General features: G+C 71.5%; 30 protein-coding genes. 16 read left to right on the top strand and 14 right to left on the bottom strand.

Translation table 11 applies throughout. The annotated features are described in order from the left end of the window. Positions 1-69: 69 nt before the first annotated feature. The 9 genes from ABTY59_RS32025 to ABTY59_RS31985 all read right to left on the bottom strand — a co-directional run bounded on the left by ABTY59_RS32025 (position 70) and on the right by ABTY59_RS31985 (position 4,830). A complete protein-coding gene (locus tag ABTY59_RS32025; RefSeq protein WP_352022595.1) occupies positions 70-330 on the bottom strand; it encodes a hypothetical protein in 261 nt (86 codons plus the stop codon). An 88-nt stretch (positions 331-418) separates the two neighbouring features. Next, complete coding sequence (locus ABTY59_RS32020; protein WP_352022594.1) at positions 419-1,153, bottom strand: hypothetical protein; 735 nt, start codon at positions 1,151-1,153, stop codon at positions 419-421. A 95-nt stretch (positions 1,154-1,248) separates the two neighbouring features. Then, positions 1,249-1,767: a hypothetical protein gene (locus ABTY59_RS32015; RefSeq protein ID WP_352022593.1), complete on the bottom strand. Its 519-nt coding sequence runs from the start codon at positions 1,765-1,767 to the stop codon at positions 1,249-1,251. Positions 1,768-1,848: 81 nt separating this feature from the next. Further along, positions 1,849-2,241, bottom strand: coding sequence for a hypothetical protein (locus tag ABTY59_RS32010; RefSeq protein WP_352022592.1), 393 nt, complete (start codon positions 2,239-2,241; stop codon positions 1,849-1,851). Positions 2,242-2,418: 177 nt separating this feature from the next. Next, positions 2,419-2,670, bottom strand: coding sequence for a hypothetical protein (locus tag ABTY59_RS32005; RefSeq protein ID WP_352022591.1), 252 nt, complete (start codon positions 2,668-2,670; stop codon positions 2,419-2,421). Between the two features lie 70 nt (positions 2,671-2,740). Next, positions 2,741-3,265: a hypothetical protein gene (locus tag ABTY59_RS32000; RefSeq protein ID WP_352022590.1), complete on the bottom strand. Its 525-nt coding sequence runs from the start codon at positions 3,263-3,265 to the stop codon at positions 2,741-2,743. 139 nt (positions 3,266-3,404) lie between these two features. Then, positions 3,405-3,887 (bottom strand): hypothetical protein, encoded by a 483-nt coding sequence (locus ABTY59_RS31995; RefSeq protein WP_352022589.1) that lies wholly within the window; start codon positions 3,885-3,887, stop codon positions 3,405-3,407. 64 nt (positions 3,888-3,951) lie between these two features. After that, complete coding sequence (locus tag ABTY59_RS31990) at positions 3,952-4,395, bottom strand: hypothetical protein (RefSeq protein ID WP_352022588.1); 444 nt, start codon at positions 4,393-4,395, stop codon at positions 3,952-3,954. Positions 4,396-4,539: 144 nt separating this feature from the next. Beyond that, entirely contained in the window at positions 4,540-4,830 is a 291-nt protein-coding gene (locus ABTY59_RS31985) for a hypothetical protein (RefSeq protein ID WP_352022587.1), read from the bottom strand. Between the two features lie 275 nt (positions 4,831-5,105). On the opposite strand from ABTY59_RS31985, the gene ABTY59_RS31980 reads away from it, so the two are divergent. From ABTY59_RS31980 to ABTY59_RS31920, 13 genes are all read left to right on the top strand, one after another. Next, on the top strand, positions 5,106-7,178 hold the full coding sequence (locus tag ABTY59_RS31980) for a hypothetical protein (protein ID WP_352022586.1): 2,073 nt from the start codon (positions 5,106-5,108) through the stop codon (positions 7,176-7,178). Between the two features lie 193 nt (positions 7,179-7,371). Next, positions 7,372-7,737, top strand: a complete 366-nt coding sequence (locus ABTY59_RS31975) for a hypothetical protein (protein ID WP_352022585.1) — start codon at positions 7,372-7,374, stop codon at positions 7,735-7,737. A 127-nt stretch (positions 7,738-7,864) separates the two neighbouring features. Beyond that, positions 7,865-8,827 carry a hypothetical protein gene (locus ABTY59_RS31970; RefSeq protein ID WP_352022584.1) on the top strand — a complete coding sequence of 321 codons (963 nt, stop codon included), beginning with the start codon at positions 7,865-7,867 and terminating at the stop codon, positions 8,825-8,827. Positions 8,828-8,970: 143 nt separating this feature from the next. Then, positions 8,971-10,476: a hypothetical protein gene (locus tag ABTY59_RS31965; protein WP_352022583.1), complete on the top strand. Its 1,506-nt coding sequence runs from the start codon at positions 8,971-8,973 to the stop codon at positions 10,474-10,476. A 132-nt stretch (positions 10,477-10,608) separates the two neighbouring features. Then, on the top strand, positions 10,609-11,058 hold the full coding sequence (locus tag ABTY59_RS31960; RefSeq protein ID WP_352022582.1) for a hypothetical protein: 450 nt from the start codon (positions 10,609-10,611) through the stop codon (positions 11,056-11,058). 91 nt (positions 11,059-11,149) lie between these two features. Continuing rightward, a complete protein-coding gene (locus tag ABTY59_RS31955; RefSeq protein WP_352022581.1) occupies positions 11,150-12,550 on the top strand; it encodes a hypothetical protein in 1,401 nt (466 codons plus the stop codon). Between the two features lie 83 nt (positions 12,551-12,633). Beyond that, positions 12,634-13,215, top strand: coding sequence for a hypothetical protein (locus ABTY59_RS31950; RefSeq protein ID WP_352022580.1), 582 nt, complete (start codon positions 12,634-12,636; stop codon positions 13,213-13,215). A gap of 71 nt (positions 13,216-13,286) precedes the next feature. Continuing rightward, on the top strand, positions 13,287-13,628 hold the full coding sequence (locus ABTY59_RS31945) for a hypothetical protein (RefSeq protein ID WP_352022579.1): 342 nt from the start codon (positions 13,287-13,289) through the stop codon (positions 13,626-13,628). Between the two features lie 155 nt (positions 13,629-13,783). After that, on the top strand, positions 13,784-14,050 hold the full coding sequence (locus ABTY59_RS31940) for a hypothetical protein (protein ID WP_352022578.1): 267 nt from the start codon (positions 13,784-13,786) through the stop codon (positions 14,048-14,050). A 185-nt stretch (positions 14,051-14,235) separates the two neighbouring features. Beyond that, positions 14,236-14,685 (top strand): hypothetical protein, encoded by a 450-nt coding sequence (locus ABTY59_RS31935; RefSeq protein WP_352022577.1) that lies wholly within the window; start codon positions 14,236-14,238, stop codon positions 14,683-14,685. 93 nt (positions 14,686-14,778) lie between these two features. Further along, positions 14,779-15,162 (top strand): hypothetical protein, encoded by a 384-nt coding sequence (locus ABTY59_RS31930; RefSeq protein WP_352022576.1) that lies wholly within the window; start codon positions 14,779-14,781, stop codon positions 15,160-15,162. Then, positions 15,159-16,487, top strand: a complete 1,329-nt coding sequence (locus ABTY59_RS31925; protein ID WP_352022575.1) for a hypothetical protein — start codon at positions 15,159-15,161, stop codon at positions 16,485-16,487. Before ABTY59_RS31930 ends, ABTY59_RS31925 begins: the two co-directional genes overlap by 4 nt. 247 nt (positions 16,488-16,734) lie before the next feature. Beyond that, a complete protein-coding gene (locus tag ABTY59_RS31920) occupies positions 16,735-17,685 on the top strand; it encodes an AcrVA2 family anti-CRISPR protein (protein WP_352022574.1) in 951 nt (316 codons plus the stop codon). A gap of 102 nt (positions 17,686-17,787) precedes the next feature. Here ABTY59_RS31920 and ABTY59_RS31915 read toward each other — a convergent pair whose 3' ends face one another. The 3 genes from ABTY59_RS31915 to ABTY59_RS31905 form a co-directional block, all read right to left on the bottom strand. Continuing rightward, complete coding sequence (locus ABTY59_RS31915) at positions 17,788-18,732, bottom strand: hypothetical protein (protein ID WP_352022572.1); 945 nt, start codon at positions 18,730-18,732, stop codon at positions 17,788-17,790. Then, the gene (locus ABTY59_RS31910) at positions 18,729-19,604 is read right to left on the bottom strand and encodes a ParA family protein (RefSeq protein ID WP_352022571.1); all 876 of its coding nucleotides are present in this window, start codon (positions 19,602-19,604) and stop codon (positions 18,729-18,731) included. Before ABTY59_RS31910 ends, ABTY59_RS31915 begins: the two co-directional genes overlap by 4 nt. 149 nt (positions 19,605-19,753) lie before the next feature. Beyond that, positions 19,754-20,779, bottom strand: coding sequence for a hypothetical protein (locus ABTY59_RS31905; protein WP_352022570.1), 1,026 nt, complete (start codon positions 20,777-20,779; stop codon positions 19,754-19,756). A 246-nt stretch (positions 20,780-21,025) separates the two neighbouring features. Here ABTY59_RS31905 and ABTY59_RS31900 point away from each other — a divergent pair, with 246 nt between their 5' ends. The 3 genes from ABTY59_RS31900 (at position 21,026) to ABTY59_RS31890 (ending at position 24,075) form a co-directional block, all read left to right on the top strand. After that, entirely contained in the window at positions 21,026-21,274 is a 249-nt protein-coding gene (locus tag ABTY59_RS31900; protein ID WP_352022569.1) for a hypothetical protein, read from the top strand. A gap of 164 nt (positions 21,275-21,438) precedes the next feature. Continuing rightward, positions 21,439-21,915 (top strand): hypothetical protein, encoded by a 477-nt coding sequence (locus tag ABTY59_RS31895; protein WP_352022568.1) that lies wholly within the window; start codon positions 21,439-21,441, stop codon positions 21,913-21,915. 879 nt (positions 21,916-22,794) lie between these two features. Next, a complete protein-coding gene (locus ABTY59_RS31890) occupies positions 22,795-24,075 on the top strand; it encodes a hypothetical protein (RefSeq protein WP_352022567.1) in 1,281 nt (426 codons plus the stop codon). 131 nt (positions 24,076-24,206) lie between these two features. Here the strand turns inward: ABTY59_RS31890 and ABTY59_RS31885 are convergent, their stop codons facing one another. Together ABTY59_RS31885 and ABTY59_RS31880 are read right to left on the bottom strand one after the other, a co-directional pair. Further along, positions 24,207-24,743: a hypothetical protein gene (locus tag ABTY59_RS31885; protein WP_352022566.1), complete on the bottom strand. Its 537-nt coding sequence runs from the start codon at positions 24,741-24,743 to the stop codon at positions 24,207-24,209. A gap of 178 nt (positions 24,744-24,921) precedes the next feature. Then, positions 24,922-25,182 (bottom strand): hypothetical protein, encoded by a 261-nt coding sequence (locus ABTY59_RS31880; protein ID WP_352022565.1) that lies wholly within the window; start codon positions 25,180-25,182, stop codon positions 24,922-24,924. Between the last annotated feature and the right edge of the window lie 10 nt (positions 25,183-25,192).

Below are 25,192 nucleotides of genomic sequence, written 5' to 3'. Positions count from 1 at the left end.
GTGTGGGTCCTTTCGGGTCATGGGGCGCGCCCCGGGGCCAGGCAGCCGGCCCACGGGGCGCGGGGCGGTTCAGGAGGTGGGGCGCAGTTCCCGGAGGCGGGCGAGCACGGCGTGTGCGACGTCGCCCATGCGCTGCCCGTGCTCACCGGTGCGCTCGGCGAACCGGTCCCGGGCGGCGGCCATGAACAGGGCGGTGGGGCCGCCGTCCTCGCGCTCCAGGGCGACGAGGGTGTTCGGCGTGGCGACGAGCAGGTCCCGGGCCATCTCCTCGACGGCCGGGTGTCCGGTGAGGTCGACGGCGGCGGGGGCGGGGGCGGCGATGGTGGTCATGGCGCAGTCCGTTCTGGAAGTAGGGGTGGGGCCGCGCCCCGGGGCGGCTCGGGCGTCCAGGCCCCGGAGCGCGGCAGCAGAGGGCCGGTCAGCGGCCGGTGACGGCGCGGATGACGGCGGCGGAACGCTCGGCGTGCGAGTCAAGCCCGTCGGGGGCGCAGGCGCCCACGAGGTAGACCCCGCTGTCGGTGAAGTCCACGTCGTCCGGCAGCTCGGGCATCTCGGGCCAGTTGTCGTCCACGACGGGGTCCCCGTACACGATTTCGAGGTCGCCCTCGTAGTCGACCTGGAACGTGAAGGTGGTGACGTAGGGCCCGGAGACCGTGCCGGTGACGCCGTAGTACCCGGACTCGGCCGTCCAGTCCGGGCCGAGGAGGGCGGCCGTGGCGCGGGCGATGTCGGAGACGCTGAACGGGTACTCGGTGCCCGGGGCGGGGCTGTAGCGGCCGTGCTCGTCGACGGGCAGACCGGGGGCCGGGGCCTTGGACGCGGCGTCCTCGAACACGTCCATGGCGCGGGTGACGCGCTGGCTGACGGCGCGTACATCATCGGCGGTGAGCGAGACACCCCCGGCCTGTGCGGTCCTGACGCCCCTCAGCAAGTCCTGCGCGTCGAACGCGACCCAGTAGGCATCGAGCCAGTGCCCGGCCGGTTCGGCGTCCAGGCTGTCGTACGTGCCCGTGCGGGCGGCCATGGCGCCGAGCGCACGATGCAGGCGCAGCGTGGCGACCTGGTCGTCCCCGTCGCGGGTGAAGACGTCCAGCGCCGTCCGGACGGAGGCGAGATGGTCGGCGTCGGGGCCGACAAGGGTCGTCGTGGGCATGGTGGTTCCTCCGTGTGTGGTCGGGCCCGGCGTGCTCTCGCCGGGTAGTACGTCGGGCGGGCCGGTTCTGTGACAGGCCCGCCCGATGGGGCAGGTCAGGACTGGTTGCAGGGGCGGGCGTTGTCGACGCGGACCTCGGTGGCGAGGCGCATGTGCTTCTGCCACGTCGTCAGGACGGCGCGCAGCCACTCGTCGGGGCGGGCGGCCTGCTGCTCGGTGTCGGCGTGGAGCTGGGAGAGCCGGTTCCGCAGGTCGATCTCACGGAGCACCATGCGGTCGGAGACGGGGTGCAGCGGGGCCGGGAAGGGCAGCGGACGGCCGGTGAGAGCGTGGAGCACGTAGTTGGTGAAGCCCTCGGGGAAGCGGGTGTCCGGGTGCTCCTCGGCGAGCGTGTCGGCCTTCCACAGCGCCTCGGTGGCCTCCACGGGAACGGACACGTACGGGCCCGGCTGCTCGTCGTCGAGGAACAGCGCGGCGGCCTCCAGGAGTCCGGAGATCCGGACGAGGACCTGGATGGTGCCGGGCCCGGCGAAGCGGTCGAGGGCGGTCTCGGCGATGACGCGGGCGCGCTGGGCGGCCTGGGCGTACGGGGTGGCGCGCGGCGTGGTGATCACGGGTGTCTCCGTCTTCGGTGCGAGAGGGGCCGGGGCGCGGCAGGGGGAGGGGGTGCCGCGCCCCGGCGGTATGGGGGTGGGTCAGGCGGCGATGAGGGCGGCGCGGGCGGCCTTGTACTCGGCCTTGCGCGGCTTGTAGGTGGCGACGATCGCGGCGACCTGAGCGCGGGTGTAGCGGAAGACGGTGGTGGCCTTGCGGAGGAAGCCGCCGGAGGTGCGGCGGGAGCGGGCGCGGAGGCCCTTGATGGCGTTCTTCTTCGCGTGGTCGCGGAGGCTGCTGACCATGCCCTTCGCGGTGGCGGCGGTGGCGCCGGTGGCGAGGACGTGGGTGTAGAGGGAGCGGGCGGCGGTGCGGACGCGGTGGGCGGCGATGAGGGCGGCGCGGCGGGTGCGGGCGGCGGCGCGGTTTTCGCGGGTCCGGGTGCGGAGGGCGGCGCGGCGGCTGTCGGCGTTGTGGGTCTTGGTAGTGGCCATGGTGTGTTCCTTCGCTGTGTGGTCTGTGTCGGCGGTGCTCTCCGCCAACAAGAAGAACAGTACACCAAGGGGAACCAGTGGCACAAGACAAGATCCGACAGGGCTTCATATGTGCAGGTGGGAGCACATACGACCCTCGCCACACGGCCGCATGCGCTCCCACTGGTGTACTGCTCTCTACAGGTCGAACAGACCGTCAGGCTGGGGGTCCGCCGTGACAGCCGGCCCACGGCGGCGAGCGGCGCGGCGGCTGCTCGGCGCGTCCCCGAACAGAGCCTCGGTCCCGAACCGGTCCGGGACGGCCGGGATGCGCCGGGCGACGGCCCGGGAGTCGACCAGAGCGAGGGGCGCGGCGGGCACGGCCCGGTCGAAGGCGGCGGGGTCCATGTCTCGCCAGTCGGGGCGCGGGGAGCTGCTGGGGGTCGTCACGGGGTCTCTCCTGTCTCGGGCGCGGTCCGGGTTGAGCCCGGGGCGCAGCGGGCGCCCCGGGCGGGGTGGTTCAGCGGCGGGGGGCGTGCTCGCGGTACTCGGCGTCCAGGGCCTGGAGCGCGTCGGCCCACTCCGGGGTGCCGGGCGTCTCGTCCAAGTCGCGGAGCAGGGTCCGGCCGTCGGGGTTGTCGACCTGGGAGCCGTCGGGGTTGGTCCAGCCGTACGGCGGGCGGGAGGCGATGGCCACGCAGAGCTGGAGCGTCTCCCCGGCCTGCTCGCACTCGGCCGGGACGTCGGAGCCGCACAGGCCGTTGCCCATCGTGCGGCAGTCCCACCCGGTCTCGTCCTCGTCGACGCGGCCGTCGCCGTTGTCGTCGCCGATCCGCCCGGCGGCCCATCCGTCGCGGTAGGCGGCGGCGACGTCGGCCCGGGTGGCGGGACGGTCCTGCGGGGGCAGGAAGTCGGCCGGGGTCGCGTCGGACGTCCCGATGGCCGCCAGGGCGCCGAACATGGCCACGGTGGCACCGGCGGCCAGGAGGGACGCCAGGCGGGGCGTACGGGCCCACAGACGGATGGGACGGGGGAGACGGCGCATGGTGCGCTCCTTGCTTCGTGGTCGGCGGCCCCGGTGCTCTCCGGGGCCGTGGGCGGCGGTGCGCCCTGCGCCCGCGCCGGCGGGGCCGGTTCGGGGGCGGGGCGCACCGCCCGCCGGGGTGGCGGGCGGTGCGGGCGGGTCAGTCGGCGGGGTTGAACTCCCAGGTGACCGTTCCGCGCTGGGAGGGGGATTCGGCGTGTACGGTCCGGCCCTCGGCCCACGCCCGGCTTCCGTCGATGGCGAGGACGGCGAGGAGGAGGCGGCGCAGGTAGTCGGCGCCCATCTGCCACTCGGCCGCCTCACGGGGGGTCTTCATGCTCGCCGCGTACTGGGGCGCGGTGCGCGGCATGCCCTGGAGGCCGTACGCGGGGTGGCGGACGATCGCGCTGGGACGGGTGTCGTCGAGGGCGATCTCGCGGGCGGACTCATAGTCGGTGGCGTACACGGCGACGACTTCGCGGGCGGTGTGCATCGCGGTCTCCATCCACTCCTCGTGTTCCTCGGTGAACGGCCGGACGTCGCAGGGGGCGGCGGCGACGTGCGCCACGGTGCGGACGTGGTCCTTGTCGGTGGAGAGGAGGACGAAGAACGGGCGGGTGTCCCTGGCGAGGGTCACGGACATGGGTGCGCTCCTTCGGTCGTGGTCGGCCCCGGTGCTCTCCGGGGCGGGGGCGGTGCGGGGCGGGTCAGGTGCTGAAGGTGCACGTGCCAGCGACGTGACGCCGGTCCTTGCTGGCGATGTTGGCGGAGCCGCTGACGCGCAGGTCCCGGGTGTTCGCGTAGTCGCGCCACCAGCGGGTGTCCGCGTCCCATCCGGACGTACCGACGATGGAGCCGTAGAAGGTGCCGCCGTCCCACTTGCGGTACAGCCACAGGCCGTGGGCGTGGACGTCCTCGGTGGTTTCCGGGGAGGCGAGTACAGCCTCGAAGATCGTGCGGACCGTGCGGGCGGTCCAGGAGTCCGCCGGGTGCGGGTCGGACTCGAAGCAGATGCCGCGCGCTTCGGTGTCGATGCCCTTGCGGGAGGCGAGGGCCAGGAGGCGGGCGACCTCGTCGGGGACGACGGCGTACGCGCGGCCCGCGTGATCGGTGGTCATGGTCACGTCGGCGGGGGTGAGGACGGGGTCCATGGTGCTCCTCGGTCGTGGTCGGCCCCGGTGCTCTCCGGGGCGGGGGCGGTGCGCCCTGCGCCCGTTCCGGCTGTGCGCCGGCTCAGGGGCGGGGCGCACCGCCCGCCGGGGGGTGGCGGCGGGCGGTGCGGTCTGTGTGGGGGCCTACAGGCCCGCGCGGAGGCGTTCCTGGTCGATCCAGCGGCTCATCAGTTCCTCGTTGCAGTCGCCGCGCCGGGCCTCGCGGTACGCCTCGCTGCGGTCCCCAGCGACGACGCACACCAGCTCTCCGCCGTCGACCATGTCGCGCTGGACGTGCATGTAGTCGACCTGGGAGTCGTAATCGGCGTCCCGGGTGAGGAGCAGCGAGTGGACCTCCGCCCGGTCGGTGCCCGCGTCGGTGACGACGGCGAGGAAGAACAGGAGCTGCGGGGTCTTGTCGAGGCTGACGGCCATGGCGTGTGTCCTTCGCTTGTGGTCTGGCCCCGGTGCTCTCCGGGGCTGCGGGGTGAACCGCTGAGACGAACAGTACACCAAGGGGAATGCCACGCAACCCCATCACGGAAGATTCCATGAAACTCGCAGCTCAGTGCCCATGAATTACGCACGGCAGCATTCCACTTGTTCCCCTGGGTTGCGCGCTTCAATGTTGGGCTGTACGTTCAGGGCACGCCACTAAGGCGGGGTCGGGAAGAGCATCCCGGCCGGACCACGAACGAAGGAGCGCCCCCATGTCCGCTGCCAAGCCCACGACCGGCATCGCGAACGCTGACGAACTGCTGGAACTCGCCTACGCCTTCGACCTGACCGTCGACGTCCAGACCAAGACCACCGACGACGGGTTCACCAGCCACGTCGTGCGCATCTCCATCCCCGTCCCGCCCGCCTACGCCGGTACGGAGCTGGGCCGGCTCATCGCCGCCGAGACCCTCACGCTCCTGTGGACCCGCAGCGGCCGGAAGGGCTCCCGCGGCCGCCTCGACGACGCCACCCGCTTCGACCCCACCAGCTCCCGCAAGCTGCGCACCCTCCGCGAAGTCCGCGACGCCGTCGAGTTCCTCGGCCACGAGTCCACCACGCACGCCCGCGCCACCGCGCCCCTGCCCGAAGAGGTCGTCGACGCCCCGCACACCGTGCACGTCGACGGCCGCCAGGTCCACCCGGGCCTTCCTGCCGACAACGTCCGCCACGTCGTCAAGACCCGCCGCGCCAAGGGCTGGGGATGCCACCAGGACGAGACCGGGACCATCCACACGGACAACGGCCGCAGCTACGTCCCTCTCGTCGACCAGACCGCCGGCGCACCGGCCACCCCCGTCGACGAGCGGCGCCACGTCCGCACCGTTGACGGCGGCACCCCGCAGATCATCTCCACCCGCGACGCGCTCGCCGAGATGAACGACGCGATGATGAAGCCGGGCCAGCGGCACGTCCGCGAGATGTCCGCCGCCGGGAGCCGCGCCCGCATCGTCTACCGGGACGCCGAGCGCGGCACCGTGGAACTCCGCCCCGCCACCGCCGCCGACCTCACCACCGCCCCCGCCGCCCGCCCCGCGTCCGTCGTCCTGGCCACCGACCCCATCCCCGTCGACGGGTCCGTCCTCACCGACATGCCGGGCGAGTCCGTCGGCCCCGCCGGGGTGCCCACCCGGGACGCCGTCGCTCACGACGCGTACGTCGCCCAGGAGCGCAACGGGGGTGCGTGGCAGCTCCCGAACCACGACAACCGCGCGCACCTGACCCGGGCGGACGTGATCGGCGCCACCGCCTACGTCCGCAAGTCCTCGGCCCACGCCCGGGTGTCCGTGGACACCGACGGCACCGTCTACGTGTCCAACGGGTACCAGGCCGCCCGGTACATCCCGGCCTCCCTGATCGCCGACTGCTCCGCCGACCTGTGCCCCGGCTGCTCCACCCCGTACGCCAGCAACGGTGACGGCCCGTGCACCGGCGGCCGGTCTCTCACCCCGGAGGAGCGGCAGCGGGCCGCCGAGAAGGACCAGCGGCGCGCCCACGCGTACGCCGGGAAGTGGTGGGCCGAGCAGGGCACCGACACCCCCACGGACGACGCGCTGCGCGACGCGTTCCAGCACTGCACCAAGCCGCCCCGCCCGAAGCTCTACCCGGCCATCAGGGACGCCATCGCCGCCAGCACGCCCCCCGTGGCCGCCGCCCCGCTGTTCGCCGCCCACGCGGCCTACGAGAGCGTCATGCACGCCACCTCCCTGGCGCCCTCCGATATCCAGGACGTCGCCCACCAGCTGGAGGAGCTGCGCCGCGCAGCGCCCCGCCGCCTCCACGCCCAGATCCACGCGGCCGCCGTCGCCGCAGACGCCGCATGGCCGCTGATCAAGACCGCCGGCTCACTCGCCGAACGGAACGCCGCGTACGACCAGGCCCGCGACGCCGTCACCCGCGCCCGCGCCGCGATCCTGGCCGTGGCCCCCCGCGCTCACCGGATGCACGGCACGGACCTGCCCGCCACGGACACCGCGATCCGCGCGGCCGCCCGCGCCTACAACGCCTACGGCAGCACCTCCGACGAGCTGATCGGCACGGAGTACGGCCCGGCCGTGGTCCGCGTCCGCTGCCGCTCCGACAGGGGCAGCGGCTGGACCGTCACGGCCGTGATCACCGCCGGGGTCAACGCCCCCTTCGGGTTCCTCCCCGCCCACCCGCCGCTGGTCGTGAAGTTCACGCGGAAGGACGGCCGCCTGGACCCGGCCGAGAGCGCCCGCCGCCTCATCGGCCCCATGTTCAAGGTCGACGTCCCCGTCGAGTACGAGAACGACCGCCGCGTCTGACCCGCCACGGCGCCGCCCGGTTCGGATCGGCCGGGCGGCGCCGACCAGGGGCCCGCACGCCCCTCGCGCACACGCGCGCGTGTGAACGGTCCAGAAAGTCCAGAAACCCCGCTCTCCCGCTCTCTCGGCGTCCCCTTGGCCCTCCTCGGCGTCGGGGCGCTGCGGGGCGCTCCCAGGAAGGTTCTTGCCCCTCATGTCTCAGCCGTCTTGGCTCGCTGGTCACCTCCCGGCCGGTTCCCCGTTCGAGGCGTTCGTGGTGTTCACCGATGCGGTGTCCGCTCTCCTGGATCTGCCGTCCGCCCGTCCCGGAGAGGTGTACGTGCGGAGGTACGACACCGGGCGGGTGTGGCTGACGTGGCGTCTCAAGAACGACGGCGCGACGCTGTTCCTGGAGCGGCCGCACGCCGAGCTGCGGGAGGGCCTCACGGTCACCGTGCAGTGGCACCTGTCGCCGTCCCCGGAGACGGTCGCCGCGATGGTCCGGGCGTACGAGCGCGGGGCGCGCCATGAGCAGCGTCGCCGCCCGTGCCGACTGGTTCGGTGGTGGCGCGGCCTCTGAGCCGGCGCAGTCGCCCGATCGATCTGCCTGCCTGCCCTCTGGGGTCGGTGCAGGACGTAAGCGGGGCCATGGCGCCCCAATCCCCCGGCGAGAGCACGCCGGTACCACGATGAGAGAGGAACCCCTGATGATTCTGTCGAGGACGGTCACGGACCTGGCCGGTAACGGCTACCACATGCGGACGGTGAACGGCGGGACCCCGGAGCGGATCCGATCGCCCAAGGCGGTGCAGGAGGTCGACTACGCCCGGGAGCAGGGCAGGTTGCAGCGTGCGGCGGGCGGATTCGACGCGTACACCCGTCCCCCGGTCGAGGTGATCCCCGGCGAGGACGGGCACAGCGTGCGCATCGACTACCACGACGTCCGGGGCGTGGTGGAGCTGCGGCCCGCGACGGGCGCGGAGTCCGTGATGGTGGTCAAGCCGGAGGCGGAGCGGTACGAGGACGGGCAGCGGGTCATCGTCCGGGGCACCTGGTACCAGCACCTGTCCCGTCGCACGTTCGTCCTGCCGGAGTACGAGGGCACGATCGTGGGCTGGAACGGCAGCGGGTACGGCGTGCGCGCTGTGAAGCCCGACGAGGACGGGAAGACGTACGGCGTACGGAAGTGCCAGGTGCGGGAGCTGCGCCCGGCTGTGCCGCCCGTGGAGCCGCGGGAGACGGGCCGGATCAAGTACTTCACGGCCGGGTCCCGTGAGGAGCGGATCCATGCGACCCGGATGGAGGCGCTCGCCGCGGCCAGGCACGCGGTGACCGAGGAGCAGGCGCGCCGGATCCTCGCCGGGGCCGGACACTCCGAGTGGGCCGACGGGCGCGAGGGCTTCCGGTTCCGGACGAATCACGACCTGGTGGCGCTCAGCGCCGTGTACGCCAACGGCGACATGTGGCGTGAGCAGTTGGAACGGTACGCGGGCCTGTTCGACCGGGCCGGGTGGATCGTGGAGCACGGGCGCGGGTTCCACGGGACGTACCTGCGGCTGATCTCGTCCTACGGGGAGATGCGGGAGGCCACCCGGGAGGCGATGCGGCGCCTGGTGGAGGCCGCGCACGGCGAGGCGCTCGCGGAGAACGCGAAGCGGAACGACGCGTAGGTCCCGTTCCATCCCGCCCCGGCGGCGCTCCTCCCCAAGGGGTGCCGCCGGGCCCCTGTACGCCCCTCTCCCGGCCCGTAGGCCCGCGGCCGCCCCCTGGGTGCCCCGGCGTGCCGTACGCCGCTCTCACGAAGGCTCAGCCCATGTCCTCCTCTGCCCTGTTCGACGTCCCGGTCAGCCCGCCGGCCGTCCCCGCCGCGTTCGGGCCGTCCGGTGTCACGGTCCTGTCGTACGGGCTCGGCGCGGACTCCACCGCGATCCTGGGCCAGTTCCTCGCCGAGCCGGAGCGGTACGGGCTCCGCGCGGACCTGTCCGACCTGGTGGTCGTGCACGCGGTCACCGGCGACGAGTGGCCCGACTCCCTCGACTACGTGGAGCGCCTGGTGCTCCCGCTCCTTCGGGCCGCCCGGGTGCGCCTGGTGCAGATCGCGCGGGGCGGACCGGAGGACGCCGACGGGGTCGTGATCCTGGACGACTCCCGGAGCCCGCGCCGGATCTACGCCCAGGGGCCGTGGCGGCTGTCTGATGAGCTTCGGGCGGCCGGGACGGTCCCCCAGATGGCGAACGGGCAGCGGACGTGCTCCATCAAGTTCAAGGGCTGGTGCCTGGACGCGTGGGCCGCGGCGGAGTTCGGCGGCCGCTGGTTCCGGCGGGTCATCGGCTACCACGCGGGGGAGCTCGGCCGGGCGGAGAAGGACTCCCGGATCCAGGACGGGCTGAACGCGGCCGCGGGGCGCACCATCTGCCAGCCGCACTACCCGCTGATCCACGCGGCGATGGACCGGGCCGCGGTGGAGGCGTACGTCCTCGAGCGGTTCGGCGAGCCGATCCGGAAGAGCTACTGCGCCATGTGCCCGTTCTCCGGGGTGTGCGCATCCCGCGGGGCCCACGAGGAGCGGCTGCGGGCGCACCCGAGGATCGCGGCGGACGTCCTGCGCATGGAGTACGTCTCCCAGGCCCTAAACGAGCGCGTGGCCCTGTACGGGACGACGTCGCTGCGGGGCCGGCTGACGGAGGACGGGCAGAACGCGGCCGTGATGGACGCGTTCGCCCGCTCCCTGGCAGCGGCGCCGCACGCGGTGTACGAGGTCCGGCGCATCTACCACGCCGCGCGCACGGCGGACTGCCGGAAGTGGCACGGCAGCTCCTGCCGGGCGCCGCAGTGGTGGTGCCGTCAGCCCCGCACGGAACACTGCGTCCAGAAGCACCCAACCCACTCCGATGGGCACCCGTGGTGCTGGGGGCGGCGAGGCTGCCGGGGCGAGGCGCAGAAAGGCCAGGCCTGGCGCTCGGTGCGCACCGTGTTCGAGGGCGACCGGGCCGGGGCCGAGGCGTACGTGTGGGCGATGGCCGCCGAGCACGGCATGCGCCTGGAGCGCGGGGAGCATTCCGGGGTGGAGCGGGCCCACTACCTGACCGAGGGAGACACGTTCCCCACGGCGTCCGCGTACCTGGTGGCTGCGCCGGCCGGGGTGCACGACAAGCAGCGGCCGAAGTTCGAGGAGCGGTTCACCCTCATGACGGGCCGGGACGGGACGGTGGGCGTGCCGGTGCGGGAGTTGCCGGAGACGAAGCCGCGTCGGCGGACGGGGGGAGCGCCGCCGATCCGTCGGGCCCGGACGATCGGGAACGTAACCCTGATCAGCTAAGCAGTACACCCAGGGAGACGCGACCCATCATCCACCCGATAGAGCATGACTCCCCCCTTGCTCCGTTCCCCTTGGTGTACTACTCTTCTTGAAGGCGGGAGAGCACCCGCCGAGACCACGAAGCGAGGAACCATGCACGGTACCTATGCCTTGAAATCGTCCGTCCGACTTGCGCGGGAGTACGGCGCGCTCCGCACCATCCAGAACCTGGCCAAGGACCCGGGCCGGCTCGTCTGGCGCCCGGTCGACATCCACGACGACGCGCGCGGCCTGTACGTGCTCGCCGTCAGGGAGGGCAGCCGCATTCGGCACAGCCGCCTCACCGACCGGGGCGCGGCCGTGCTCGACATCCACGTCACCACTTACACGGAGCCCGGCAGCGCCGAGACCCGGTACGCGGTCACCTACGACTCCCGCACCGTCAAGAAGGTCGTGGACCACCAGCACCGCGCGATCGCCGAGGCGGAGTACGAGCGCCTGGTCCGCAGCGAGTACGCCCGCCAGGACCTGGGCGTGACGCTCCCGCTGGCGCGGCTCATGGGCGGCCTGACCCGGTTCTACGACGAGACCGACGTCATCTGACCGTCTGGTCCCCTCTCGCCGGGGCGCGACCGTACGCGCCGCGCCCCGGCACCCTCCCCCATCTCGCCACACCTCACCGAGGAGTACCCGCATGTCCAAGAGCATCGACGCCGCGACCGGAACCATCCACCTCCAGGGCATGGGACGCGTGCCCGCCGTCGAAGCGCACGAACTGATCGTCGGTGACCAGCTCATGTACAACTACGGCGGCACCACCCAGATCACGAAGATCGAGAACGCCTCCGCCCAGTTCCTCAACATCACGCAGGTCGACACCGTGAGCGGCGAGGAGCACACCCGCCGGGTCAAGAAGACGAGCATGGTCGCCCGCGTGCCGGAGAACCTCCACCGCCCGCTCGGCTGGGACGCGCCCACCCACACCTACCGCGCCCAGGTCCGCGCGCCCGAACACGGCCAGTGGGTCACCGTCAGCTACGGCGCCACCATTGCGGCCGCCTTCTCGGGCTCCGCCCGGGATGGCCACCCGTCCTACTTCGGCACCAACAAGCTGCGCGAACACGGACTCGGCAACACGGCCGCCAACCCGACCCGCTACGAGGACAGCGTCAAGGCCCTGACGGACGGCGAGACCATCACCGCCGCCGACGGACACAGCTTCCGCATCCTGCCGCCGAAGCAGGCGGAGCCGCCGGCCGCCACTGGGGACACCACCGCCGTCGTGCCGTTCACCGTCGGTTCGGCCCTCCTGTACCTGCCGGAAGACGGCACGGAGCAGGACGTCGTCCTCCTGAACTCCGGACCGGACGAGAACGGCGCCGTCGAGGTCCTCAGCGTCAAGCAGGGCGGCAAGCCGCTGCACGTCCCGCTCGCCCGGCTGGAGGAGCTGCCCGAGCTGCCCCCGGCGCCCGAAGGCATCCCCACCGACTACTGGACCGTCACGGACGACAAGAGCCAGGAGGTGACCGTCGTACGGGCCGAGACCGTGGAGGGCGCCCGCGCCGAGGTCGAGAAGGACCCCCAGACCGCTGCGGTCGCAAAGCGGCTCGGGGGCCTGTCCTACCGCCGCCTGCGTACCTCTGAGCTCCCCTCGGAGATCCGGGCCGCCGTGGAGGCCGATGCCTCCGGACTTGTCGGCTGGTGGTCCGTTAAGGACCGCGAGGGCAACCTGATTACGCAGGTGGAGGCGACCAACTTCGACCACGCCGTCCAGGTGGCCGAGCAGGACCCGAAGGTGCAGGCCGCATCCCCCGGGTCGGGCGGTCTGGTCTTCATGCGCGCTCGCCCCGCGGAGCCGTCCTCGGCTGTGCCCCAGTTCCCGGCGCCCCGCGTCGTCAGCGTCCACAAGACGGGCGGCCGGACCATCACGGTCACTGCCGGATACACCCGGAAGTCGATCCCCACGCGCCTTCGGGAGTCCGGCGCCCCCGGCCAGATGGTCAACGACAGCACGGGCGCCCTGCGGTGGCGCCTCCCGGACGGCGAGGAGCTCACGCCGGGCGAGGCCGCCGAGCGGTTCCTCGGCGACGCCTGACCCTGCCTCCCGCCGGGGGCGCGGCCCACGCTGCGCCCCCGGCCCCGTCGCCCCCTCCGGCACTCATAGAAGGACCTACGACGATGAGCACCGTCACGACCTCTTTCCTCCCCTGGAGCACCCGCGTTCAGCGCAACGCCGACGGCCGGTTCGGCACCGTCACCGCGTACGGCGACCGCGGGAACGTCATCACCTGGGATCGCGCGCGTCGCCCCGAGGGCCGCCAGTACACCCGTCACGAGCTGGTCGAGCCGGACTACCGGGTGTTTCTGCCCGTCCAGCACTGCACCGGCTGCGGCCACCTCGTCGACCACGACGACGTCCACGACGGATACACGTACTGCTGCAACGAGCCCACGTGCACCTGCGCGGCCGTGGGCGGCACCTACCAGTGCGGCATGGAGCAGCCGGCCGAGGCGCAGGCCGAGCAGCGCGCCCAGGAGCTGAACCGCGCGGCGTACCTCGAGGACGACGACAGCGCCAAGACCAAGGCGCTCCGAGTAGGAGGGCTCGCGGTCCACGCCTACGTCGATGCCGAGCGCGGCCAGTTCGTCGTCTCCGTCCACCCGGACACCGGCGACATCCCGGACGACCTGCTCAGCCCGACGGGCAACGTCCCCTTGCAGATCACGGTCGGCGGCTCCGTGGTCTACGACGCCCGCTGAGTCGACGCCCTGCCGGGGCGCAGCGCCGCTGCGCCCCGCCCTCCCCCCGAAGCCACAGAGGAGAGCCCACCGTGTCTACCGAGACCAACACCACCCCCACGTCGGACGTCCCGCCGCCGAGCCTGCCGGGGCGCACCTGGCACAAGATCAACCCCGAACGGACCAGCCGCTACGAGTACCTGGCCGACCACATCGAGGCCGGGGAGACCGCCAGCGGATTCGTCTACCACCTGATGACCACGGCCACCGGTCGGAACGGCGAGATCCTCCGTATCCCCGCCGACATCGACGACCACGCGCGTTGGTCCCGGATTCACATTCGGGGCGCCGAGGAACTGCGGACGGCGATGGACCAGATCCGCGTCGTCGAGGGCGTCCCTGGTCGCAGCGCCGCGCCGGACGCCACTCCGTAACAGGTCCCCGGGCCGCGCGGACCGGCCGCGGAGGAGCGCGGCGCCGTCGAGGCCGCGGGCCAGTCCTCCCTGTTCTGACACAGCTTCCGGGGTCGCGACGTTCCTTCATGCGGACCGGCCCCGGATCCGCCTGCCCTACCCGTCAGGAGTGCGAGATGACGCCGTACGAGCGCCTCATGGCCGAAGGAATCCCCACGGGGACTTTCGGCGGCCCCCGCACTGAGAGCGAGGTGCGCCCGCCCGCCGCCGCGTCGACTGCCTCCCAGCAGGCCGCCCGCCGCGCCGCCCTCGAAGAGGCGCAGCACGGTTGGCGCCTGCCGGACGAGCGGTCGGAGAGGAACCGGGAGCGCGTCCGGGAGGCCAAGCGCGCCGCCCGCCCGCGTCACCTCCGCATCGTTCGCGACGACACCCACGCCGCTTGACCACCACACACCGAGAGAGGCACCGCCATGCAGTACCGCGCGCACCGCCGCCGGAAGCCGAACAGCCGCCGCTGGGTGGCCGACCGCTCCGAGTACGCCCGCCGCCGGCCGCCGCTGTAGCCGCCCACCCCCACGCCGACCGCCGCGGCGCACCCGGCCCGCGGCCCCAGGAACGGAAGCACTCCATGCCCAACAGGAAGGCAGTCGTCGAGGTCCTTCGCCAGGACGTCATCGGCCCGCGGCACCATTACCGCTTCGGCGAGATCGCCACCATGCCCGTCGAGCCGTACGACGACGTCACGGACGCGATGGCTGCGATCCTCGAGCGCGTCGCCGTCGCCGTCGCCGTCGACTGGCCTCGTCTCCTCGTCGAGGCGTCGTGGCGGCACATGCATCTGCACCCCGACCGCGAGGAGACCCTGCTTCGGTACCAGAGCGAGGCCGCGGGAGTGTGCGGCGAGTGCCTGGCCGAGGCCCTGCTCCAGGAGAACGTCGGTGCGCCCGACTGGGAGCGGAACCCGACCGCCGAGCTCCAGCACCAGGCCGTCGACTGGGCCGCGATCGTCGCGTCCGTCCTCCCGCACCGCCGAGGGACCATGGAGCACCACTACCGGACTCCGCACCGTGGACGGTGAGTACGGCTGGACGGAATGGAAACCGCGTGATCGGCCCGGGGTGTCAGCCCGGCCGGGCAATCTGATGTGCACGACTTCGAAGGAGAGAGCCCAGTGAACAAGGATCGGGCCCGTTCCGCGGCCGAGGCAGCGCTCCGTGACGCGCAGACCGTCGAGGGGCAGGAGCGCACCCACGCCCTCCTCACAGCCCTCACGCACGCCGTCCTGGCGCTCTCGGCGCCGGAGAAGAACTCCCACAGGGATGACGCACTGGAGGAGCAGGACCTGCTCCTGAACGGCATCCGGGAGCAGGGCGGCCGGTGGGACTGGCGTCGAGCCGCGGACTGGTACGCCTACCTGAAGGTGCACCCGAAGCGCGAGGCCAGGCCCTCCAGCCACGCCAAGGCCCGTCTCAAGTCGCTCCAGCAGGGTGGCTACCTCGTTGAGGTGGAGAAGGACGTATACGAGCTGGCCCCCACCCCGGGCGGAGAGCAGTGAGCGCGCTGGTGACGGTGCCGGTCGTGCCGGACGGTGCCGACGTCCATGCGTCGAAGCGCTGGATTGTGACGGGTGTGGGGGACGGCACGGGTGAGCAGGCCGTGCACGGTCCGGAGGTCGGACACGGCGCCTCCGTCGATGTGCCGCCCGGTGTGCTGCTCCTGGTCGTCGACGAGAGCATCACGGGTTGGGGGGAGACCTACTACGGCGGGAAGCGGTACCCGCTCATGGACGCCGCGGTGTCCCTGCACCTGGTCCTCGAGGACGGCGGGCTCAAGGTTCTGTGGACGCGGCACTTCAAGACGGCGAAGGGCGCGTTCGGGGCGGCCGGTCTCGGGCAGATCCGCAAGCACCTCGCCGCTCACCCGCCGGTTGAGGACCTGGACGTCGTGGTCGTGGACCCGGGCCCGGGTCGGCCGAACTTCAAGGCCGGGTCGTGCCGCTGGTGCGGTGGCAGCCTCGCGGTGGGTGCCGGCGTGCTCGTGGGGCGTGGGCCCGACGCCGAGGTCGAGCACCGGCAGCGCTGTCCCGCGCGGCACGCGGAGCCGGGCACCGCCTGCGGGCTGTGCTCGGTGTCGGTCGCGCCGGGTACGGCCACCACGGTCATGGTCCGCGAGGACGCCGGCCGGTGGGAGGTTCGGCACACCCTGCCCTGCGAGGGCCAGGTGTCGTACGAGGAGTACGTGCGGCAGGCGGCCGAGAACCGGGCCGCCGACGCGGCACAGCGGGCCCAGGCGAAGGCCGAGGAGGAGAAGCGGGCGAAGAAGCGCGAGGCGGCAGCGGCCAAGCGGAAGGCGGCGGCCGCAGAACAGGGCCGCCTGGAGAAGGCCGCGGCCGAGGAGACGCAGCGGCGCGTGGAGACCCTCGACGTCGTCGAGACGCTCAGCCGAACCACCCCCTTCGACAAGGGCCTTGATCCGACCGGCACGCGTATGCGGCTGGACGCGGTCACCGTACGGCTGTCGGACGGTGAGCTGGCGTGCTGGTGGGAGGTGTCGGTGTACGGCGGCCGCGGCCGGGAGGACGAGGTCGACGAGCGTGGCGGCCGGTTCTTCCGACTCCCCGACGCGCGCGCCGAGTACCAGCGGTACCGCTACGAGGCGGCGCCGCCGCGGGCCCGGGCCTGGCGGTGGTCGCCGGCGCGCGCGGGGCGGACGACGCCGTGCCCCGCTGACGATGTGCGCCACTGTGACCACTGCGGCATCGCCGAGCCGGAGGGCGGTGGCTGGATGGCCGCGTCGGTCGGTCTCGCGTGCGGTGTCGACTGCTACACCGAGATGTCCAACGAACAAGGCGCCCACGCCCGCCAGTACCACCGTTCGTAGAGAAGCCCCGGTCGGCCGTTCTTCCGGCTATCGTGCGTTCCACGGCCCGCGTCCACTGCGCGGCCGCCTTCCCCGCCAACGCGGGGGTTCCCAACGGGCCTGAGCCCGGTTCTGCGCCGTCTTCAGGCGCATCCCGAGAGTGGGTCACCCCTGCGTGCTCTGCGCGCTCTACGGGCTGACACAAGGCCGCCCCGCCTGTCGGTGGTGTGCGATAGAGCTGCGGTATCCAACGAGAGATGAGGAAGTGATGGGCAAGGTAGGCCGTGGTCTGATCCCCCAGGCTGGCGACGACGCCGAGACGGTGCTCAAGCTCGCCGAGAAGCGGACCACGCGGTACCTGACGGAGGTTCGCAAGCGGTACCCGGACGGGTTCGCTCAGCTCAACCGATTCGCGCGGCAGAAGGGCTCACCGGGCCTGATGGACTGGCCGGACTGGTGCTGGCTCCCGTTGGGCGCGTCGTACGCCGTGGCCTCGGGTGGCGGGGCGAACCGCCTGACGGCCGGCGACTCGCGCATGGCGGACATGGGGCGGATCGGGGCGCTGTCGGCTTGGCGGCTGACGAAGGGCGTGTACTGGCTCGAGCCGGACGCGCAGCAGGTCCACGTCGACCGGCTGTGGCAGGCGGAGGGGGTGCCCACCGATCCTCGGCTGGGCCTGGAACGGTTCGCCGCGCACCTGCCCCAGCACTGCGTGTACGTGGCGCTTCCCCCCGCGGACCGGCCCACAGAGACGGGGCCGCTGGGGTGGCCGCTGGGCGTGTTCATCCACCTGGAGCACGACGCGAACAACGGGCGTCCTGAGCTCCGGCTGGTCGTGGACATGGACGGCACCTGGGACGGGCTCGAGCCCCACCCCGTGCTGCTCGACCGTCCGACGCTGCTCGCGTCGAGCCGGGAGCTGGCGGGCAAGGGGCTCGACTCCGTCCTCCAAGGACTCGTGCAGAGGGTAGGGAACGAGGAGGACACGCAGGAGCTGGCCGCCAAGTTCGGGCAGTCGGTTCCGTTCCAGGTGTGGCCCCTCGTCGAGGCCCTCGTCGATCCCACCATGACGGTGAGCCGGTGGGACCTGCCGGGCGACCGGCCGGAGCGCGCCGTAAGCGTGCCGAGCCCGGACGGCCCGCGCTGGGAGCCGGCGAACAAGCTGACTCGGTGGCGCGTGAGCCTGACTGCGCCCCGGGCGGGCCTGCGGCCGGTGTGACCGGGCCCGCGGCAGGCAACTGCCCTATGCTGCACGGGAGGTTCATACGCGAAGGCCCGGCCACTACCCTTGGCCGGGCCTTCGCGCTGTCCGCGGGAGTGACTACCCGAGAGCCTTCTTCGCGGCCTGCTTGGCGTCCTTCTCCGCCTGCTTCATACGCTCCAGGACGGCGTCGAAGACCGTGGTGTCCTCCTGGTCGGTGAACGCCTGCATCAGGTGCAGGGTGACCTCCGTGCGCGGGATGCGGGATCGGTTGAGGGCGTCCGCGATCCGAAGGGACTGCTTGTCGACGGCCCGGGTCACCGCCGGCGGGATCGCGCGGGAGACGACCGGCTCGACCTCGTCGACGAGGACCCCCTTGATGGTTTTCGCCAGGGCGTCGACGTCGTCGTCCTCGTCGAGCTCGAGCTTGACGGGGAGGAGCTTCACGATGTCGCGGAGCCGCTCTGCCGTGACCTTGTTGGCCCCGACGCTGTCGGCGACCAAGACGTACACCGCGATGGCGGCGTTGAGGTTGAACTGGTTCTTCACCGGGACGAGCTCGCGGACCTGGCCCGGGATGGCGGGGTAGCCGCGGGCGGCGAGGACCTCTCCGATCGCCCAGCCGGCGCGGAGCTTGCTCAGCGAGTTGAGGGGGATGCCGGCCTCGAGGGGCGCCCACTCCTCGATCGACGCGTAGCAGCGCTCGGGCTCGAGTTTGTGCGGCGTGGTCCGGAAGAGGCGGCCGACGGCGATGGTGTCGAGGGCCTTGCCCTGGATGAACCACGCGTCGTTGCCGAGCGCCACGCCGCCCTGGCAGTCGCGGAGTCGCTTCTCCTCGGCGGGCGTGAGGGGGCCGTCGCCCTCGGGCAGGACTGGGTCGGGGATCTTGTGCAGCCCCGGCTGTGCTTCCCTGACAGCTTCGGCGATGCGCTCCTCGACGGCGGTCGTGCTCGCCTGGTGGCTGGAGGCTTCGGCGACCTCGAGCTCCTGGGCTGTGACGAGAGTGTCCGACTCGGTGTCGCCCCACCCCACGTGGAACTTGGGCGCCTTTGGTGCCTTGGTCATGCTGCCTTCACCAGCCCCGAGCGCTCGGCGATCTCCCGGAAGAAGCCAGCAGTGTCGGCCTTGGGCCGGTACTGGACGATGGGAAGGCCGTCGTGGCGAGCTTCCTTGAGGTCAGCAGACCGGATGGGGACCTCGCCGAGGACGGGCAGGGTCGGGTGCGCGCACAGTGCGTCGTAGACCACCCGGTCGAAGGCGCCCATGGGCTTGGTGACACGGCCGATGATCAGGCCCAGAGCCTCGTGCTCGCCCACGCGGTCGACGAGCTTGAGGGCCTTCTCCTGCTGGGCAAGCTGGTAGCCGACGCCTTCCATGGACCATTCGTCGACGTCGACGTTGATGATCGAAAAGTCCGACGCGGCAATCTGCCCTTCGGTGTCGGTGTCCAGGGCCGGCCGCATGTCCAGGAGGATCACGTCGTACTCGTCCCTGAACTGCTCCAGCATGCGGCGGTGCAGGGGGAGACCCATGCCGGTCGCTCGCAGATCTGCCGAGAGCATCGCCATGTCGATGCTCGCGGGCAGAAGGTGAATGTTCGGCACCCTCGTCTGGACGATGAGCGGGTGGGCGTCTGCTGTTTCGAGGATGGCTGTCCGCTGGGTGAAGCCCGTGGGGTTGGGGCGCTTCGCCTTGAAGCCGCTGGTCGTGTTGGCCTGCGGGTCGCAGTCGTTCACCAGGACCCTTTTGCCGAACTCGGCGAGGGCGCCGGCGAGGTTGATGGTGTGTGTGGTCTTGCCGACGCCCCCCTTCTGGTTGCACATCGCGATGACGATGGCTCGGCCGGACTCTTCCCGCAGGGCGCGCACGCGGTCCATCAGGTACGCGTAGCGCGGGTGTGGAGCGAGCGCCCAGGGGGGCGGGGTGTTCGTTGTCATGGGAGGGACGATAGTCAGACTGCCGTTCCGTTTCGGGCAGCAATGCCTTATCGGCGCGGAGAGTGCACGTGGTAGGGCCCCGCCCGTCACTCGTACGGGGTCCGGGGCTCTTGCCCAATTGGGCAAGAATGATCTTGGAATGCCGCGGCCTACTGGTCGGCGGCTTGCGGCCGCTCCTGGCGCTGCGCCAGGTGTCGCTCGTAGGCCATTCCCAGTGAGAACTTGTCGCCGCCATTCAGGCCCAGGCTCTTGTAGATCCGGCCGAGCCTGTTGGTGATGGTCCGAAGGTCGACGCCGAGTTCACCCGCGATGGACTCGTGGGTGCGCCGTTCGAGGAGACCCCGCAGGATCTTCTCGTCGTCGGACGTGAAGCCCACGCTGCTGGCGAATCGGGCGTAGCCGCCGGTCCAGGGGTCGGCGCGGTTCCACTGCTCTTCGTAGACGGCGACGAGCTGGGCGACCATGCCGGCGTTCGTTACGAGCCAACCTGTGTTCCGGCTGAGGTAGCCAGGGCCGGGGCGGTGGTCGGAGATGATGGCGCGGCCGTTCGCTTCCTTTCCGTCGACGATGACCATGCGCTGGAAGCCGCCGGGCAAGGTGCGCACTTCGCCGCCGAGCTCGGTGACCTTCTCCGCCCAGGTGCGTTGGTGCGGCTGATGGCGCGCACTGTCGAGGTAGATCGTTCGGTATTTGACCCCTTTGACCAAGTTGTCGAGGTCGCGAGGGGTCGACTTCTCCATCGTCTTCGGGGTGCGCTCGACTGGCTGCGCGGTCCAGATCGAAGCCCTGACGCCGTGCGTGATCTCCACAACCGCCTCGCGGCACTCCTCAAGGGTGGCGAGGAACTTCATGCCGCCTTCCTCCGAGGTCGGGCGCCGGGGGAGCTCCTCGACGAGTCGGGCTGTCTCGAGGACGCGGGCGACCCGGGCCTGCACTGCGCGGAGCTCGATCTCGACCTGACGGCGTAGCACATCGCTGCTCTCCAGCAGGACGTAGTGGTCGGCCTTCCACTGGTTGGCGACGATGAGGCCTCGCGCGAGGAGTTCCTCGAGCCCCGGCGTGCCTGGCTCGATACGTTCGGCGCCGTCCGCGAGCAAGGCGTAGAGAGTGCGTGCGACAGCTGACAGGCCGCCGATCAGACTTGACGAAGTGTTGTCCGCTTTGCGGTAGTCCATGCCATCCCGCCCCTTGCTTGTTCAGGAAATGCGTGCACGCGCACGCCATCTAGCTTGATTCTTGAAGTCCGAATCAATCAAGCTCGGTTCCGAAAGTTCGTCGACTCCACTTGGCGTTAACCAGTGGTGACGCACGGGGGCTCGAGGCGATGAACTCAGTCACGCCTTCGGCAACGTGAAGACGTTGCGCGGGGGAGTCTGATACGACCGAGACGTGTTCGAGCAGCCCCCGAGAAAGTGGAGACCATGAAGAATCTGCGGCACACCGTACTGACCGGCCTCGCCGGCGTCATCGCGGCCACCGCCCTGCTGATAGCAGGCGTCGGCGGCGCCTCCTCCGTTCTGGCTGACCCGGAGTGGGGCACCTCCACCCCGAAGGTCATCCTGGCCGACCCGGAGTGGGGCCGTGTCGCACCGCTCCCCACGACCGAACTCGACCCGGAGTGGGGCAGCGCACCGAAGGCGGCAGCACTGATGGACCCCGAATGGGGATGAATCACCCCTAAGAGTGGGCCCGCCCTCTCTTAGTTGCCGCGCGGGAGGTGACGACCTCACCTCCCGCGCGGCCTCCCTACAGGATCGGCCCCCACCCGTCCAGGGACCCACAGACGAACCCATTCGAACTATTATTCGATATGTCTTCGAGGGGACGGACATCCGTGACGATCATTCCGGCAGAGAACGGCGCCACCGCAGCTGACAGCATCGGCGCCGTAGCATCCGACACCACCAGCGGCTCAACCTGGCCCCTGGCCGCCGAGGACAGCTTCGACTTCGTCATCGGCCTGGAGGCAACGCCGGCGCAGGCGATGGAACGGGCCGACGCCCTGCTGCGCATGGCGCTGCCCCTCTTCCTGGAGAGGCGTAAGGGCTCGCTCGCGGCCTTCGAGCCGGCCGCTGCGGTGCTCACCGAGCTCGTCGACGTCACTGCCCGATACGCGGCAGGCGACGCCCTCGTGGGGCGGGTCGCGTTCGACGGTTTCCACGTGACCATCTCGGTCGGAGACATGCACTGCGAGTTGCCGCGGCCGGAGATCGAGCCCGGCCTGTACACGGTGCACCGGCTGGCGGCCGAGTTCGGCCAGTACGCCGGCGACCACGGCGGCCGAATCACCTGGGCCGCAGTCGCCGTGTGAGAACGCCAGGTCGAACCGGCACCACAGGGGAGCGTCGGAACCAGCCGATATGGTGATCGCACCCCCAACGCGTGGCCGACACGGCCAGGCAGACGGGCCGCCAGATCCGCACGTAGAAGCCCTTAGAAGGTCTACGCTGGCCCCAGCGCCGCGGTCTGGATCTTCCGAAGCCCCGGACGGCGACGACCACAAGACCACATAGAAACAGGAAGAGCCCCGCGGCTCTGCTGCAAGTCAAGGCGGCAAACCTTTGCAGCGAGCGATGCGAGGCATCTTCCTGGAGACCTACAACAGAGGATCGGTCTCTTGAGCACCAATGTACCCGCACACCTGCGGGACGCAGCAACAGAAGGGCCCACCGGGCGGCGAGTGTCTCGCCGGCGTCCGGTGGGCCTTCGTGTGTCTGTGGGTGTTCGTGGTGGTCTGTTCTGCTCCCCCTCCGTGGAGGCGCCTTACGGGCTCGCTGCTCCGTGCATCCCTGACCTTCCCGAATCTCTCCTTGCGGAGGCCGTCATGACCTAGCCACTGCGCGGACTGCGATCCGATGACTCCGGTGGCACGGAGTCCTCTACCAGCAGTCCAGGCCGTTCGCTCGATGTGGCGTCGAGCAGCCGGCCACTTCTCTACTCGGACCGTTGACGCGGTCCGTTGGCTCCCCGCACAGCTGTGCGGTTCAACCGGTCTCAGCAGACCCCCGCCGGAACGAAGGCTTTTTTGTGCCCTCGGGCGGGCCCTAAGCACGAGGTAATGATGCCGCATGCCCGCGTGCGCTGCCAGCCTGACCCGGCGGCACGCCGACAAATCCCCGAATCGACACCGTCGTTCGCTCCGATTTCGACCGAATCTGACCAGTGGATCACTGGTACTCGCTCGCGCAGAATGACCAGCCGCAGGGACTGGCTGCGCGCGGTGCGCTTCATGGTGGGCGCCGGCTTCCGCGCGGGCGCGGGCAGCACCACCGTCAGGATCGCCCAGGACCTGGCGGCCCGCATGTGGGAAGGCGGCACCGTCGCGTACTGCCAGGCCGGCATGATCAGGCGCCTCGGACTGTCCAAGCGGTGCATCGCGCTGCACGTCCAGATCCTGCGCGAGCTCGGGCTGCTGGCATGGGTCGAGCGGGGCAGCTCCCGTCGCAACTCCCTGCGCACGCGGCACGGGGCCGAGGTTGCCCCGGGGGACGGCTTCCGCCGCTCGGCCACGGTCTACGCCCTGGTCGTTCCGCGGGCCTGGGACGACTCCATGGGGCACCGGATCGGCGGCGAGGGCTACGCCGCCCGGGTCATCGGCGTGACCGGAGCCGGCCGGGAGCGTGCTGTCGCCGAGGTTCGGGAGCGCACGGAGAAAGCCGCAGGTCAGGCTGTGGAAAACCCTGTGGAGAGCGGGAGTTCGTGCACCCCTTCTCCGCTGGTACCTCGTAGAGGTACCAGCTGCACCTATCGTCGTGGGGAAAGCAAAGACAGGCCGCGCCAGGGCGCAGCCGGATCCCGGAAATCGCCCAAGATCGGCAAGACCAAGGGCTCCACGGGCTGGACTGCGCAGCAGGCAGCCTCCGCCATGGCGGAGGCCCGGATGATCCAGCTCCACACCTGGTGGGCTCAGGGCTCGTGCGTGCGCCAGTTCGCGTACGCCCTGCGCCCGTTCTTCGACGCCGGGTGGGCCGGGCCGGAGATCGCCCGGGAGCTCGGCCGCTGGACTGTCCCCCTGCGCCCGCAGAATCTGGCCGCCTACGTTGCCTCCGAGGTACGCCGCCGCGTCAACGGCGGTCTCCTGTTCCTTCCTGACGGGTCGGTGGTTCCTTACCGCGAGGCCCCGGCTGCCGAGGACCGCTACGACGCCTGGATGGCCGCGCGCCGCCTCGAGCAGGCGCAGAAATGGGATCGCCAGGAGGAGCTCCGCCGGTCGGTCCGCCAGCACGTCCGGCCCGGGGTGAGCAAGAGGCCGAAGCGTGCCCGGGGGATGGCCGACGCGCGGCCGGACAGGGTGTTGTCCACGTCACAGGAGCTCAGCATGCTGTGCGAGGCGGCCGGGCCGCTGGTGGTGGGCGAGGCGCTCGCTGCGCAGGTCGAGGAGATCACCGCGGCACGGGAACTGATCGAGGACCGGGGGAGCCACTGGGAGACGGCCCTGCCCGCCCCTGAGGAGCCGTACGCCGCCGTGTGAGCCACGGCCTGGAGCGGGTTCGGGGCCGGCATGCAGAGGGGCGGCAACCTGGCCCGGTTGCCGCCCCTCATCTTCCTACCCCTTCCTCGCCGGAGGGGTAGGGACTGCTCTGGCGAGGAGCATACAGGCCGTCAGGCGGCCCGGCGGATGCTGTTGGCCATGGCTGCGATGGCCTCGGCCCAGTCGCGGCACTCGTACCAGGCGACCGGCAGGTTGCTTCCCTCGGTGTCGATGACGGCGAAGTTCTGCGGGACACCGCCGACGACCACGTTGTCCTGCGGCCGGTACGCCACGTCGAACCGGCCGGGGGCGTCCTCGCCCTGGTCCTCGCTGCCGCGGCCGTTGCCGATCAGGGCGAAGCGATCGGCGATGCGCTCGACATCCAGCGCCGGGGGAGGGGAGGGCGGGCGCCGGCGGCCGGGGGGTTCGGGAAAGTCGCCCGACCGTACGCCGAGGGACTGCAGGACCGCGGGGAGGAAGCCCAGGTGCCGCGGCACGATGTACTCGTTCTGTTCCTCAACGGTGCCGACCAGGCGTTCGCCGAGCCGCGCGTAGAGGGCGAGGAGCTCCTTGAGCGCCTGTCTCGCGGCTGTGTCGTCTCCGTGCTCGCGGGCCGCGCGGACCCGTTCCACCAGGGGGTCGGACATCTCGGTGAACGGGACGGACACGGCGCGGCTCCTACCCACGTCGACAGGTCAGGACGTGCCACGCTACTACCCAGCAGAGCTCTCTGGATAACGGGCCAGGGCACCCCCTCCTCCTTGGTGCTTTTCGCGCGCACAGGCCGGGCGCCTCGCGGCGCGGCTGGCTAGGAGGGAGGGGCGCCCTGGCCCGTTATCCAAGGAATCACTCGGGCGGTGCCGCAGCCTCTCGGCAAGAGTCGATCCGCATCACGTAGAACCCCACCGCGTCGTCCACGCGCCGCGTACGCAGCAGACCACGGCGCCGGCCCGTGCGGATCACGAGCCGCAACGTTTCACGAGGAAGCCCCACGCCCTCCACATGCTCGGCCGCAGCCGGCACCGGGATCCACTCCCTCAGAGGGAAGCGCATCAGAGCGTCGTAGACGTCGACCGGCGCAGCGGCAGGGACGGGCAAGGTCAGCATGGTCGCACTC

It is taken from the genome of Streptomyces sp. NPDC096079 (assembly GCF_040303145.1).
GTDB lineage: Bacteria > Actinomycetota > Actinomycetes > Streptomycetales > Streptomycetaceae > Streptomyces.
The sequence above is the reverse complement of the archived record's forward strand: the minus strand, read 5'-3'. Positions and strand labels throughout refer to the sequence as shown.

What these genes read in the sequence shown, in the direction of transcription:
- ABTY59_RS31980 (WP_352022586.1), top strand. Translation starts at nt 5,106, where the DNA reads ATGTCCGCTGCCAAGCCCACGACCGGCATCGCGAACGCTGACGAACTG.
- ABTY59_RS31990 (WP_352022588.1), bottom strand. Translation starts at nt 4,395, where the DNA reads ATGGACCCCGTCCTCACCCCCGCCGACGTGACCATGACCACCGATCAC.
- ABTY59_RS31890 (WP_352022567.1), top strand. Translation starts at nt 22,795, where the DNA reads ATGACCAGCCGCAGGGACTGGCTGCGCGCGGTGCGCTTCATGGTGGGC.
- ABTY59_RS31965 (WP_352022583.1), top strand. Translation starts at nt 8,971, where the DNA reads ATGTCCTCCTCTGCCCTGTTCGACGTCCCGGTCAGCCCGCCGGCCGTC.
- ABTY59_RS31960 (WP_352022582.1), top strand. Translation starts at nt 10,609, where the DNA reads ATGCACGGTACCTATGCCTTGAAATCGTCCGTCCGACTTGCGCGGGAG.
- ABTY59_RS31950 (WP_352022580.1), top strand. Translation starts at nt 12,634, where the DNA reads ATGAGCACCGTCACGACCTCTTTCCTCCCCTGGAGCACCCGCGTTCAG.
- ABTY59_RS31955 (WP_352022581.1), top strand. Translation starts at nt 11,150, where the DNA reads ATGTCCAAGAGCATCGACGCCGCGACCGGAACCATCCACCTCCAGGGC.
- ABTY59_RS31910 (WP_352022571.1), bottom strand. Translation starts at nt 19,604, where the DNA reads ATGACAACGAACACCCCGCCCCCCTGGGCGCTCGCTCCACACCCGCGC.
- ABTY59_RS32000 (WP_352022590.1), bottom strand. Translation starts at nt 3,265, where the DNA reads ATGCGCCGTCTCCCCCGTCCCATCCGTCTGTGGGCCCGTACGCCCCGC.
- ABTY59_RS32010 (WP_352022592.1), bottom strand. Translation starts at nt 2,241, where the DNA reads ATGGCCACTACCAAGACCCACAACGCCGACAGCCGCCGCGCCGCCCTC.
- ABTY59_RS31995 (WP_352022589.1), bottom strand. Translation starts at nt 3,887, where the DNA reads ATGTCCGTGACCCTCGCCAGGGACACCCGCCCGTTCTTCGTCCTCCTC.
- ABTY59_RS31935 (WP_352022577.1), top strand. Translation starts at nt 14,236, where the DNA reads ATGCCCAACAGGAAGGCAGTCGTCGAGGTCCTTCGCCAGGACGTCATC.
- ABTY59_RS31900 (WP_352022569.1), top strand. Translation starts at nt 21,026, where the DNA reads ATGAAGAATCTGCGGCACACCGTACTGACCGGCCTCGCCGGCGTCATC.
- ABTY59_RS31915 (WP_352022572.1), bottom strand. Translation starts at nt 18,732, where the DNA reads ATGACCAAGGCACCAAAGGCGCCCAAGTTCCACGTGGGGTGGGGCGAC.
- ABTY59_RS31940 (WP_352022578.1), top strand. Translation starts at nt 13,784, where the DNA reads ATGACGCCGTACGAGCGCCTCATGGCCGAAGGAATCCCCACGGGGACT.
- ABTY59_RS32025 (WP_352022595.1), bottom strand. Translation starts at nt 330, where the DNA reads ATGACCACCATCGCCGCCCCCGCCCCCGCCGCCGTCGACCTCACCGGA.
- ABTY59_RS31920 (WP_352022574.1), top strand. Translation starts at nt 16,735, where the DNA reads ATGGGCAAGGTAGGCCGTGGTCTGATCCCCCAGGCTGGCGACGACGCC.
- ABTY59_RS31880 (WP_352022565.1), bottom strand. Translation starts at nt 25,182, where the DNA reads ATGCTGACCTTGCCCGTCCCTGCCGCTGCGCCGGTCGACGTCTACGAC.
- ABTY59_RS31985 (WP_352022587.1), bottom strand. Translation starts at nt 4,830, where the DNA reads ATGGCCGTCAGCCTCGACAAGACCCCGCAGCTCCTGTTCTTCCTCGCC.
- ABTY59_RS31905 (WP_352022570.1), bottom strand. Translation starts at nt 20,779, where the DNA reads ATGGACTACCGCAAAGCGGACAACACTTCGTCAAGTCTGATCGGCGGC.
- ABTY59_RS31975 (WP_352022585.1), top strand. Translation starts at nt 7,372, where the DNA reads ATGTCTCAGCCGTCTTGGCTCGCTGGTCACCTCCCGGCCGGTTCCCCG.
- ABTY59_RS32020 (WP_352022594.1), bottom strand. Translation starts at nt 1,153, where the DNA reads ATGCCCACGACGACCCTTGTCGGCCCCGACGCCGACCATCTCGCCTCC.
- ABTY59_RS31970 (WP_352022584.1), top strand. Translation starts at nt 7,865, where the DNA reads ATGATTCTGTCGAGGACGGTCACGGACCTGGCCGGTAACGGCTACCAC.